We start from the raw sequence: 12,676 nt of genomic DNA, 5'->3' as shown, positions 1-12,676 counted from the left end.
AAGGTGAGGTGTTGAGTATGGAGTTAGAGAAGAAGGAGTTTTTGATTTCAGAAGTTGAACCAAAGGAAAAGATCACTACAATGAATAAATTAAAGTTCATTGTACCATCTTTGCTTGGTCTATTCTTATTCTTAATCCCGATCAATTATGGAGGGAAGTGGACAATAGGGGTAGGGATATTAGCAGAGTCTGCGCAAGGTTTAACGGCTGATTATCTTCCCGGCTTTATGGTAGGAGTGCTTGTATTATCTGTTTTGTTAACTCTGGTAGCAAGATTTGCCGAACCAAGATGGGTAATGAATTCAGACTTTTTAAAAGGTTTATTTCATGTTAGTGGTTTCTGGCTCGTCATGAGGATTGCTGGTGCGATCTTTGCTGTTATGGTAATTCTGAAAGTTGGTCCTACATTTATTTGGAATGATTTCACTGGTGGAACCGTGCTCTATGAACTCGTACCTGTTCTAACAATGTGGTTTTTATTTGCAGGACTACTTATGCCTTTATTATTAGAATTTGGTTTAATGGACTTTATCGGAACATCACTAAGAAATATTATGAGACCTTTGTTTCGCCTGCCAGGTAGATCGTCTATCGATGCGGTTGCTTCGTGGATGGGAAGTGGAACAGTGGGTGTATTAATTACAACAAAACAATATGAAGAAGGTTACTATACAAAGCGTGAGGCAGCTGTCATTGCTACTAACTTTTCCGTTGCTTCGATTGCGTTTAGTCTAGTGGTTATTAGCTTCATTGGGCTTGATCATATGTTTGTTCAATTTTATGTGACGGTTATGGTAGCGGGTCTAATTGCGGCAATTATCTGTCCAAGGATTCCCCCACTTTCAAGAAAGCAAGATACGTATTATGAAGAGGTAGGCAAGCAAATCTCAGAGGATGTCCCCAAAGGCAAGACAAGTAGACAGTGGGCATTAGAAAGGGCAGTAGCTAAAGCGTCACAAGTTAAGGGTGTTTCGGTTGTAGCTAGGAAAGGATTTCAAAATGTATTAGATATTTGGTTTGGATTGATCCCTCTTGTTATGGCTCTTGGGACTGTTGCACTAGTAATTGCTGAATACACATCGATTTTCGTATATATGTCTTATCCATTCGTACCAATTCTAGAGTTAATGAGAATTCCAGAAGCGCAAGCAGCTGCTCCGGCTTTATTAGTTGGTTTTGCAGATATGTTCTTACCAGCAGTAGTCGGAAGTGGCATTGAAAGTGAGTTAACAAGGTTTGTCATTGCGGCTGTATCTCTTACACAGCTTGTATACATGTCTGAAATTGGCATCTTATTACTTCGTTCAAAAATACCTTTGAGTTTTCTAGATCTAGTGATCGTATTTTTTCAACGCACGATTATCACGTTGCCGATCATTGTTCTCATGGCACATCTTTTATTCTTTTAAACCTATTTTATGAACAAAAAAGGAGTGAAGAGGATGTCTCAAGATTGGAATCATCTTAGAGAAAAGCTAGCAACACGTCTAGCTCCAAGTATGGCAAAAGATCATCCGAACCTGCCCGTTGTGAAAGAAGAAGGGTGTTATTACTACGGGGTCGATGGAAGAAAGTATTTAGATTTCACCTCGGGCATTGCGGTAACAAATGTTGGACACCGTCATCCTAAAGTTGTTGAAGCAATCAAAGAAGCCGCTGATTCACTTACACACGGACCAATTGGAGTCATACAATATGAATCTATTTTACGTTTAGCAGATGAGCTTGCTGAGGTACTTCCTGGTGATCTTGATTGTTTCTTTTTTGCTAATAGTGGAACAGAAGCGATTGAAGGTGCACTGAAACTAGCTAAATTTGTGACGAAACGACCGTATATCGTTTCCTTTACGGGGTGTTTTCATGGCAGAACACAAGGTGCTCTTAGTGTAAGCACTTCAAAGAGTAAGTACCGCAAATTTCTTCAACCGAACGGGCTAACTTACCAAATTCCATACTTTAATCCATATGATCCGAGAATACTAGATGAGAGCGGAATAGTGGTTGAAGCAAAAGCAATTGATCTACTAGAAGAAGACTTTACCAAGCTTTTTAAGTATCATGTCTCTCCTGAGGAAGTAGCGGCCATTATTTTGGAGCCCGTTCTTGGTGAAGGTGGTTATATTATTCCTCCTGCTTCGTGGTTAAAAAAGATAAGAGAAATTTGTGATCGACATCAGATGTTACTCATCTTTGATGAAGTACAAACTGGATTTGGGAGAACGGGAGAATGGTTTGCTGCTCAAACATTTGGTGTGACACCGGATATTATGGCAATTGCCAAAGGGATTGCCTCCGGTTTGCCTCTTAGCGCTACAGTGGCAAACCATACATTAATGCAACAATGGCCTTTAGGGAGTCATGGCACGACATTTGGGGGAAACCCACTCGCATGTTCAGCAGCTCTTGCAACCGTTGAGGTCATGAAAGAAGAACACCTATTAGATAATGCTAAAGTGGTAGGGGCCTATGCAAGAGAAAGACTAAATAAAATGAAGAACCAGTACGAAATGATTGGAAATGTTCGGAGTGTTGGTTTAATGATTGGGATTGAAATTATTAATGAAAAGACAAATAAAGCAGATGGGGAAGCTGTGCTCCGTATATTAGATCTCGCCTTAAAAGAAGGCGTATTGTTCTACCTTTGTGGAAATGAAGGAGAAGTAATACGGATGATTCCGCCTTTAAGTGTGACAAAACAACAGGTTGACGATGGCTTAAACATGCTTGAAAAAGCGATTGTCACTTACCTTGAAGAAAAGTATCAACCATCAAATAATCGGTAAGGAGCTTAAAAAATGAAGTATCAACCGAAAGATTCCTCCCAATCCCCACGCTTTTGTGGGATAAGAACATTTATGCGATTAGAGCATATTCAAACAACAGATGACATCGATTTTGCTATTGTAGGGGTGCCATTTGATACGGCAGCTTCTAATAGAGTCGGAGCACGCTATGGCCCTGATCATGTCAGAAATGCTTCGGTCTTATTGCGACCATACAATCCAGACCAAGAAATCAATATTTTCGAATATTGTTCGGGTGTTGATTACGGAGATATTGATGTTATTCCAGGCAATATTCATAGAACGTATGACCGAATTGTAGAGGGAATCATTCCTCTTCTTCAAAAAGGAATCATCCCAATAATGATTGGTGGCGATCATTCCATCTCACTAGCCCACCTACGTGCTACGGCTGAAATATATGGACCGATATCACTTGTTCACTTTGATTCACATGGTGATACTTGGGATCATTATTATGGTGAGAAATATATGCATGGTACGCCTTTTAGACGAGCTGTTGAAGAAGGATTAATAGATGTTGAGCACTCAATTCAGGTAGGGATGCGTGGACCACTATACGGTCCAACTTGTATTGAAGATGCACGAGATTTAGGGTTTGAAGTTATTCCAATGCGGGACATGAGAAAACTTGGCCAAGAGAATGTGATTAAGAGGATTCAAAGCCGCGTGGGGAATTCTAATCGTCCAGTTTTCGTTACCTTTGATATTGATTTTGTGGATCCAGCTTACGCTCCAGGTACAGGAACGCCTGAAGTGGCTGGTCCAACAAGTCATGAAGCATTGGAGTACATCAGAAGTTTAACAAACTTAAATATTGTTGGGTTTGATCTAGTTGAAGTCTTACCAGCTTATGATCATGGTGATATTACTGCTTATTTAGCAAGTGCGGTTGCTTTTGAGATGATTTCATTAATTGCAATGAAAAAACGAGATAAAATAGGACTCTCACCTTACAGTGAACAGTCTATCTACGATTAGGGGATTAACGACTGAACAAGCGACATTAGTCAAAAATGTGGCGGCAACACTTGATACATTAGCGACGATTATTCATCAACTGCATGATTATATGAAAACATTAGGTTAAGTAGTAGAGTACTCTATCAGATTTTGATAGAGTATTTTTAAATTTAAAAGACATGAAAATCAACCTTTTTGTCAAATGATCTGCCAGCTAGAGCCCTTACTAATTCAGCTTTTTTTACAAAGTGTAAAATGACTCACTAATAAATAGAAACAAGTTGTATAATTAAAGTTTTGAATATTTAGAATAAAATAGAGTCAAACGACTATTTGGAGGGATTCATAATGAAAACGGCTTTTTCTGTTTCCAGCTTGACGATAAATCATCAACGCTTGCAATCACGACTTGAGCAATTAGCTGAAATTGGCAAGATTGGTGAAACGGGAGTTTGTAGACTGACCTTATCAAAAGAAGATAAACAAGCCGTTCTGAAAGTGAAAGATTGGATGGAGGAAGCTGGCCTTGATACAAGGATTGACGACTTTGGTAATTTGATTGGTCAATGGGAGGGTGAAGAAGATACTCTACCTATTTTGGTGATCGGCTCTCATATAGATAGTCAGCCATATGGAGGCCGTTTTGATGGCACGGTAGGAGTGCTCGGGGCATTAGAAGTAGTTCAAACGATGAAAGAAAAAGGATTAGAGCCTAAACGTACAATCGAAGTTATCGCTTTTTCAGATGAAGAAGGATGTCGATTTGATAAAGGGTTATTCGGTGTTAGAGGAATCTTAAATCAACTTGAAGAAGGCGAACTTGAGCGAGTAGATAGTGATGGGATCTCCCGACGAGATGCATTGATTGAATTTGGCTGCAATCCTGATCAGCTAGAGGCATCGGTTTATGCAGAAGGACGCATTGGTGAGTTTATTGAAATGCATATCGAACAAGGACCCATTCTAGATCGAGGAAATGTTCCTGTAGGGATTGTAACAGGGATTTCAGGCCCTCTTTGGCTAACAGTAGAACTACAAGGATTTGCAGGTCACGCGGGTTCAGTACCAATGTCTTATCGTCAGGACGCACTTGTGGCTGCAGCAGAAATTACTCTTACATTAAACGAGCTTGCCTCCATGGACCCTGAAGCTCCGACTGTAGCAACGGTTGGAAAAATGGAGGTATTCCCGAATTCTAGAAATATCATACCAGAACGTGTTCGTTTTACGATTGATCTTCGTGATATTGATCTTGAAAGAAGAAAGGATATCGAGGCCACTCTTTATCCGGCAATCGATCATATTTGTGAAAAGCATCAAGTCACTAGTACGATTCGCGTGGATACAGAAAGTGAACCTAGATATTGTTCAGAAGCGATTATGGATGATATGAGAAAGTCGGCACAAGAGATATTCGGGCAAGCTGTTCCTGAATTAATGAGTGGACCTTTTCATGATGCGATTGCGATGTCTACAGTATGCGATTATGGAATGATCTTCGTCCGTTGCAAAGACGGAATTAGCCATAATCCTAAAGAGAGTGCGGAGTTTGAAGATATCTCTAAAGGGGCGGAGTTATTGTATCAAACAGTAGTGAAGCGAGTGGTGGAATAAGAAGAAGGAGATTGATTATAAACGAGGGGGACGGGACATGTTTCAGCGATATCCTACAAAAAAGAAGGTCTTATATAGCTTAATCATTCTCAGCTTTATTGTCATGGAGACACCACTCATTTTATTAGCAAATACGACCGAGCCTTTTGTACTTGGTATGCCATTTTTCCTTTTTTGGAATCTCTTATGGTGGTTTGTTTTAACTGCTTTGTTTTTGATTGGATATTTAATCAACTGGGGAAGTAAAGAAAGTTCTGAGACGGTAATAGACGAATCGTAGGGGGAGAGTCAATTGACTATTGGTGTATTAATCATTGCGGCATTTATGATCATTCCACTTGTTATTGGCTTTTTTGCCGCAACAAAATCGACGAAGACTAGTGAAGATTTCTTTATTCAGGGAAGAGGAATGGGAGCGATTGCCGTTTTCTTCACAGTAGCTGCGACGTGGTGGAGTTCATTTGCTTTTCTAGGATCCAATGCAACGTTCTATACGAACGGGCCTGTTTATTTAACTGCTCTCGCTTGGAATTTATTATTTGGCTTCATGTATTACTGGGTAGGTAAGCGTGTTTGGTTTTTAGGGAAACGCTTTAACTATATTACTGCTTCAGATCTAATAGGGGATTTTTATAACAATGAAAAGCTTAGGATCATCGTGGCCGGAATTTTGCTAGTCTTTACGATTCCCTACTTGCAAATTCAATTAACTGGTGGAGCCTATTTGATTGAGGTTGCCTCTGGTGGGGTCATTCCATTTTGGCTTTCAGCTTTAATGTTTTATTTCATCATTGTTACCTATGTATGGGTAGGAGGGATTCGTGCTGTTGCATGGACGGATATCATTTACGGGGCTCTCTTATTCTTTGGAATGATGTATGCAGGTTATTACATCTCCCAACATGTAGGCGGACCTACGGGGTTGTTTAATGGATTATTAGAAACAAGTCCAGAGCACTTGACGCTGCCAGGTCCATTAGGGGCGATGGGCTATCCAATGTGGTTCTCATTATTTGCCGTAACAGCTATTGGGGCATTTATGGGGCCACAGATATGGCTTCGAATGTACTCGGTTAAGAGTGGTAAGTTATTTAATTTAATGCCTTTCTTACTAGGATTTGCGGCAATTGCCTACATGGGATCATTATTAGCCGGTTTCACAGGCGTGTTACTTGAACCGGGCTTAGCAAATCCAGATCAAATCTTACCGGTCATGTTAATGGAATATGCGCCGTTTGCATTAGCATCGCTTATATTAGCAGCAGGTGCTGCAGCCGCTATGTCAACTGCCAATTCTCAAATTCATGCGATTTCAACGATTGTGACGATGGACATTTATAAGCGCTATCAAAATCCTAAAGCAAGTCAAGAGAGTATTATCAAAGTTGGTAGATGGTCATTGATTGTCTTTTCTTTAATTGCTTATATTATGGCATTAGTTGTGCCGGGTGTACTCGTCACCATCGGGATTGCAGCACTTGCAGGAACCGCTCAATTATTAATACCTACTATAGGTGCGATTAGTTGGCGTCGTGCTCACCCAACGGCTGCTATCTGGGGCTTAGTAGTGAGTATTGCAGTTGTCTTGCTATTTACCTTTATCCCAGTGTTGAAAAATCCTCTAGGGTTCCACGCAGGGGTATGGGGGCTTCTCATTAATGCGATTTTGTTTGTGACCATTAGTCTTGCGCTTAAGCGTACAGATGAGGAAGTGGTCAATCGCTTTGATGTGGCAAGAAATGATTACAACAAAGCGTATCATCCCGAATTAGTAGAAGAGAATCATTCAGATAAAAAACGCGAAGCATTATAAGCTGAACGAAGTGGAGTGATGGTATTGGAAGATCTTACAGAAGTGGTGACATTAACTAGAGAACTCATTCAAATTCCATCAGAAAACCCGATCGGTTCTGAGAAAGCTTGTGCCACTTATATTGAATCTTGGTTAAAAAAAGTAGATAAGATTAACATTGAAGTCCAAGAAGTAGAAGAGGGCAGACAAAATATTATCGCAACCTATAAAGCGAAAAAACCGATTAAGCGCCCATTAGTATATATCGGTCATATGGATACAGTTCCAGTAGAAGGTGATTGGAGTTACCATCCATTTGGAGGGCAAATAGTAGATGGTAAACTTTACGGCCGGGGAGCTTGTGATATGAAGAGTGGGTTGGCTTGTGCCCTAATTGCTTTAAAAAGGTTATCTGAAAAAGGAATAGAGCTTGAAAGAGATCTTATTGTCATAGCTAGCATTGATGAGGAAGGTCCTTTTATGAAAGGAGCAGTAGCTCTAGAGAAAGAGAAATTCATTCCGGAAGATGCGTTATTAGTAGCAATGGAGCCTACAAGTCTTACCATGTCCACTTCGCATAAAGGAACCATTTGGTATGAGCTGAATATCGAAGGAAAAAGCTCCCATGGAGGCCGAGCACATTTAGGGGCAGATGCTGTTCATGCAGCTTCTGAAATTATTAGTCGGTTAAAAAAGAAAGTGGCCGACCTTTCATATAATCATGAGGTGTTTGGCAAACCAGCATTGTCTGTAGGCACGATTTCAGGTGGGAACAAAACAAATATGGTCGCAGGGTCATGTCGGGTAGAGCTAGATTTTCGTCTAGTCCCTCCGATGACAAAAGAAGAAGCTAATACCATCATTAATCAATGTGTCAAAGAAGGTTGTGAACAAGTAACAGGGACTAAAGCAGTGATCAAACATTATGGTTGGCAACGTCCACCAATTGAAACGGATATGGCTAGTCCATTAGTAAAGATGATGGGATCTACGTATGAAAAGGTTGTCGGTGAGGAAATAAAAGAATCAGGGTTTCCGGCTTATACGGATGTAAGTATGATTAGTTTGCGAACTGGAAATAAAGATATTATTGTGTTTGGGCCTGGTGACCTTGACCAAGCTCATGCAGTTGATGAATTCGTCGACATCCAGCAACTTGATGTGTGTACAGATGTCTTATTTGAATTAGCTCGATCACATGGGTGATCGAGCTTTTTTCCTATCTGTGGCTTATAAAACTCCTAAAGTGTTAATGAAGACAACAATAATGACAAGTGGCACGACATACTTCATTAAGAATAACCAAACCGTAAAGAATCGGTTAGTAAGTCGATTTCCACTTAAAAATTCTTGCTCCATCAATCTTTTCTCCATTCGAAGCGAGATAAACAAAGAGATCAATAGGCAACCTAGTGGAAGCATGATATTACTAACAAGAAAATCAGTAGCATCAAAAATGGATAAGTTAAAGAATTGAACGTTTGATAGGACGCCAAAGCTTAGAGCTGCAGGGATTCCAGCTAAAAAAATTACTAGCCCAGAATAAGCAGCCACTCTTTTTCTTGTTCTTTTCTTACTTTCTGTGAAGGCTGACACAATTATTTCTAATAAACTAAAAGAAGAGGTCAACGTAGCAAAAAGAAACAATAAGAGAAATAAGGCCAAGAAGAGTTCTCCCCAAACCATCTCTGCAAAAACAGCTGGAAGGACAATGAATAATAATCCAGGGCCTTCAGTCGGCTCAAATCCTAAGGCGAAGATGGCTGGGAAAATAGCGAGTCCTGCTAATAAAGAGACAAAAAGGTTCATCCCAACGACGGAAACAGCAGCTGTAGGAATGCTTTCTTTTTTGTCTAAATAAGAGCTATATGTAACTAAACATGAAAAGCCAACTGCTAATGCAAAGAAGGATTGCCCTAATGCATAAAGTACTCCTTCACTAGTAATGGAAGAGAAATCTGGCTGTAGAAAGAATCGAATCCCCTCGCTAGCGCCCTCTAAAGTTAGTGATCGAGCGACTAAAATAAGGAAGAAGACAAATAGAAGTGGCATAAGAAATTTATTAGCTTTCTCAATCCCATTTCGAATTCCGAGTGATAAAACGAGAACATTAATAACTAAGAAAATGGCAAGCCCAACTAAACCGATCCAAGGTGTGCTAGTAATTGACCCAAATAATGCACCGTAATCAGCAGTTGGCCCTATAATTTGTCCTGATGTTGCCAGGATTGCATAGGTTAGTACCCATCCACCTACTACACTATAAAAAGAAAGAAGCAAAAAGCATCCTACTAAGCCGAACTTCCCAATCCACGTCCAACCGCTTTTAGGTGCAAGCTTTTGATAAGCAGATACGGCCTCTTTTTTTGACCCTCGTCCAATCACAAATTCTGAAATTAACATCGGAAGTCCGATAAGCAACGTAAAGACAATGAAGAGGAGGAAGAAAGCTCCTCCACCATTCGTGCCCGTTACATAAGGGAATTTCCAGATAGCACCTAAGCCTATGGCAGCGCCTGCTGAAGCAAGGATAAATCCAATCTTAGAAGACCACTGTTCTCTTTGTTCTCCCATCTGTTTCTCCCCCTTATAATGATAAGATTTTAAATTTCAGTACGCAAATTCCATAATTCTGGGAAGAAACGTTGATCAAGAACTTTCTTTAAATAATTTACACCAGAAGAACCGCCTGTACCAACTTTAAAGCCAATGATTCGTTCTACCGTCTTCATGTGACGGAAACGCCATTGTTGAAGCCAATCTTCAATATCTACTAATTTTTCAGCTAATTGATAGAGGTCCCAATACTGCTCGACATCTCGATAAACGGTAAGCCATGCATCTTTAACACTTTCATCTTCCTCGTAAGGCTTGGAATAATCACGATTAAGAATATCAGGATTGATCTTAAAACCAGCTTTAGCCAAGGCTTTGATTGCTACGTCATACAGACCAGGGCTGTGATAAGCCTCCGTTAATTCTTTATGAAGAACTTCATCCTTCTCATAAATCTTTAAGATATGTGGTGTTTTATAACCAAGAGCAAATTCGATTAGGCGATATTGATGAGACTGAAATCCAGATGCTTGTCCAAGAGAATCACGGAATTCCATATATTCTGCTGGTGTTAGCGTCGATAACACATCCCATGCTTGAATGATCTGTGATTGAATCTTTGATACACGCGCTAGTCGCTTGAAAGACGTTTGTAAGTCACCTGATTGAATAGACTCAATAGCTGCTGTTGTTTCGTGGAGAATTAACTTCATCCAAAGCTCACTTACTTGATGAATAATAATGAATAGCATCTCATCATGATGATCAGATAAACGTTCTTGCCCTGCTAGAATGAGATCAAGTTTGAGATATTCACCATAGGTCATGTTGTTTTGGAAATCAGTATGGATGCCTTTTTCATTAGCGGTTGTTTTTGTAGAATAAGGTTCTTTTGTCATGGTTATTCTCCTTTTTGGATCTGTATTAGTGGACGAATGACAGCTCGAACAGGACTACCATCTCCATCTCGAATCGGAAGAGGGAGCGCAATTAATTCATAATCACCATCTGGTACAAGATCAAGCATCACATTCTCTAGAATGGCAACATCGTTTTTAAGAAGTGCGTGATGTCCACTTAGCTCTTTACTAGCAGGATGATCAACGGAGGGGACATCGACTCCGATTAACTTAATTCCATTCTTCCCTAAATAATTTGCCCCGCATGCAGAGACCGATGGAAAGTCTTGAGGGAAGTGAGTGGGATTATTTGAAACAGATGTTTTGACGAGTAGACGTGTGACACCGTTTAGATCAAATTGACTGAAGGTGTGTTCGTCTAATTGTTTAAAAGAAGAAGCATCAATGATACGAGCAGCTCCAATATAGCGATTAATGTCCAAATCAAGCACTCGGGCGCCTTCATTATCAAAATGAAAAGGAGCATCGATGTGAGTGCCTGAATGAAGGCTTGTCGTCATCTTTCCAATATTAACGGAACCTGTTTGCTCTTTTGTATATTCTGTTACGTATTCAAAAGGTGTATCACCAGGCCAATGTGCGAGCTTATAATCTAACGGTTGTGAAATATCAATCCATTTAGACTGTGTCATTAAGCAATCACACCTCGTTTATTTTCGTAGTTTTTATATGTTTGATTTTCCATAATCTCTTTTAGGATTTGTACACTGTTCCATACATCTTCAAAGGAATTGTACAATGCTACTGGAGCAAGTCGAATACCATTTGGTGAACGGAAATCAGGAATAACACCTTTATCTTTTAGTGCTTTACAAATACGAGCAGCTTCAGGGTGCTCAATATATAAATGTCCACCGCGGCGGTGATCTTCATCTGGATTCCTGAAAATAAAATGTGCATCTCCGATCTCTTGCTCGATTAAATCTTTCATAAAACGGGTGAGCTGAAGAGATTTAATGCGAATATTTTCAATCCCTGCCTCAGAGAATAGTTCAAGTGATCCAATTAAAGGAGCAACACTTAATACATGTGGTGTGCCTATTTGAAATGCACCTGCATCATGAGCTGGAGAAAGGATGTGTTCCATATCAAATTGTTTTTCTTTACTTGAACTGAACCATCCAGCTAATCCTGGAGAAATGCCAAAGTGCTTTTCGTTAACATAGAGCCCACCTACAGCACCCGGTCCACCATTTAAGTGTTTGTAATTACACCAAAACGCAAAATCAACACCCCATTCACTCAGCTCATGTGGAATGGAACCAATCGAATGACAAAGGTCAAAGCCAATAATAATGTTCCGTTTATGTGCTTCATGTGTAAGGCGTTTCATATCTACTATTTGACCACTGCGATAAAGAATGCTTGGCAGTAGGATCAGAGCTATATCTTCAGTCATCGCAGCGATAATGTCTTTTTCATCCAACGTATGACCATCGCGACTTTTCACTTTAATTAGGTGTTCGTGAAAATCTAATCCTTTTTGCTTGATTTGGCTTTGCAGAGCATAGATATCACTTGGGAAATTTAATTCATCGGCAAGGATTTTTGTTCGTCCTTCCGAAGGATTATAGAAGGTCGCGATAAGTTGATGAAGATTTGTTGTCGTGGAACCGGTTACAATCACTTCTTCAGCTTTAGCTCCTACGAGTGGTGCGATTTGATCTCCTAATGATTCAGATAGATAAAACCAAGGATGATCCCCCTCAGTCCAACCATCAATCCCGAATGTTTTCCATGATTCAAGAAGAGTGATAAGGGTCTTCTCAGCACGTTTTGATAATAAACCTAGAGAGTTTCCATCTAAATAGATGTGCGAGTTATTTAAATAAAATTCATTTCGAAAAGGAGCAAGAGAATCTTTTTTATCTAATTCAATTGCTGATGTATAAGTAAGTTGTTCAGCCATAATGGACCTCCTTTTAATCCTTTACTTTGTTAAACAAGTGAAAATTATGAATACTTTTGTTACTATTGTATAAAAGAAACTGACATAACGTCAATGACATTATGTCAGTTAAGAAATA

At 39.8% G+C, this 12,676-nt stretch carries 12 protein-coding genes; 8 read left to right on the top strand and 4 right to left on the bottom strand.

The window, feature by feature from the left end:
- The first annotated feature begins 17 nt into the window (after nt 1-17).
- The 8 genes from AB3N04_RS09115 to AB3N04_RS09080 all read left to right on the top strand — a co-directional run bounded on the left by AB3N04_RS09115 (nt 18) and on the right by AB3N04_RS09080 (nt 8,379).
- Entirely contained in the window at nt 18-1,409 is a 1,392-nt protein-coding gene (locus tag AB3N04_RS09115) for a YjiH family protein (protein WP_368505733.1), read from the top strand.
- Between the two features lie 33 nt (nt 1,410-1,442).
- Nucleotides 1,443-2,783 (top strand): aspartate aminotransferase family protein, encoded by a 1,341-nt coding sequence (locus AB3N04_RS09110; protein WP_368505732.1) that lies wholly within the window; start codon nt 1,443-1,445, stop codon nt 2,781-2,783.
- A gap of 12 nt (nt 2,784-2,795) precedes the next feature.
- A complete protein-coding gene (gene speB / locus AB3N04_RS09105) occupies nt 2,796-3,785 on the top strand; it encodes an agmatinase (protein WP_368505731.1) in 990 nt (329 codons plus the stop codon).
- Nucleotides 3,763-3,894 carry a hypothetical protein gene (locus AB3N04_RS09100; protein ID WP_368505730.1) on the top strand — a complete coding sequence of 44 codons (132 nt, stop codon included), beginning with the start codon at nt 3,763-3,765 and terminating at the stop codon, nt 3,892-3,894. The genes speB and AB3N04_RS09100 overlap by 23 nt, the downstream gene beginning before the upstream one ends.
- Before the next feature lie 221 nt (nt 3,895-4,115).
- The gene (locus AB3N04_RS09095; RefSeq protein WP_368505729.1) at nt 4,116-5,381 is read left to right on the top strand and encodes a M20 family metallo-hydrolase; all 1,266 of its coding nucleotides are present in this window, start codon (nt 4,116-4,118) and stop codon (nt 5,379-5,381) included.
- A gap of 37 nt (nt 5,382-5,418) precedes the next feature.
- Entirely contained in the window at nt 5,419-5,661 is a 243-nt protein-coding gene (locus tag AB3N04_RS09090; RefSeq protein ID WP_368505728.1) for a DUF3311 domain-containing protein, read from the top strand.
- Nucleotides 5,662-5,673: 12 nt separating this feature from the next.
- Nucleotides 5,674-7,194 (top strand): sodium:solute symporter family protein, encoded by a 1,521-nt coding sequence (locus tag AB3N04_RS09085; RefSeq protein ID WP_368505727.1) that lies wholly within the window; start codon nt 5,674-5,676, stop codon nt 7,192-7,194.
- A 24-nt stretch (nt 7,195-7,218) separates the two neighbouring features.
- On the top strand, nt 7,219-8,379 hold the full coding sequence (locus AB3N04_RS09080; RefSeq protein WP_368505726.1) for a M20 family metallopeptidase: 1,161 nt from the start codon (nt 7,219-7,221) through the stop codon (nt 8,377-8,379).
- Nucleotides 8,380-8,403: 24 nt separating this feature from the next.
- Here the strand turns inward: AB3N04_RS09080 and AB3N04_RS09075 are convergent, their stop codons facing one another.
- From AB3N04_RS09075 to kynU, 4 genes are read right to left on the bottom strand one after another with little or no spacing between them, the layout of a single operon-like run.
- Nucleotides 8,404-9,747, bottom strand: a complete 1,344-nt coding sequence (locus AB3N04_RS09075) for a sodium-dependent transporter (RefSeq protein WP_368505725.1) — start codon at nt 9,745-9,747, stop codon at nt 8,404-8,406.
- 29 nt (nt 9,748-9,776) lie between these two features.
- Nucleotides 9,777-10,628, bottom strand: coding sequence for a tryptophan 2,3-dioxygenase (gene kynA / locus AB3N04_RS09070; protein WP_317122960.1), 852 nt, complete (start codon nt 10,626-10,628; stop codon nt 9,777-9,779).
- A gap of 2 nt (nt 10,629-10,630) precedes the next feature.
- Nucleotides 10,631-11,281, bottom strand: a complete 651-nt coding sequence (gene kynB, locus AB3N04_RS09065) for an arylformamidase (RefSeq protein WP_368505724.1) — start codon at nt 11,279-11,281, stop codon at nt 10,631-10,633.
- Complete coding sequence (gene kynU / locus AB3N04_RS09060) at nt 11,281-12,558, bottom strand: kynureninase (protein WP_368505723.1); 1,278 nt, start codon at nt 12,556-12,558, stop codon at nt 11,281-11,283. Before kynU ends, kynB begins: the two co-directional genes overlap by 1 nt.
- Nucleotides 12,559-12,676 lie beyond the last annotated feature (118 nt).

Origin of the sequence: Alkalihalophilus sp. As8PL (assembly GCF_040939795.1) — a bacterium.
Lineage (GTDB): Bacteria > Bacillota > Bacilli > Bacillales > Bacillaceae_D > Alkalihalophilus > Alkalihalophilus lindianensis.
Note: the sequence above shows the minus strand (reverse complement) of the source record. Positions and strands in the feature narration are given on the sequence as shown.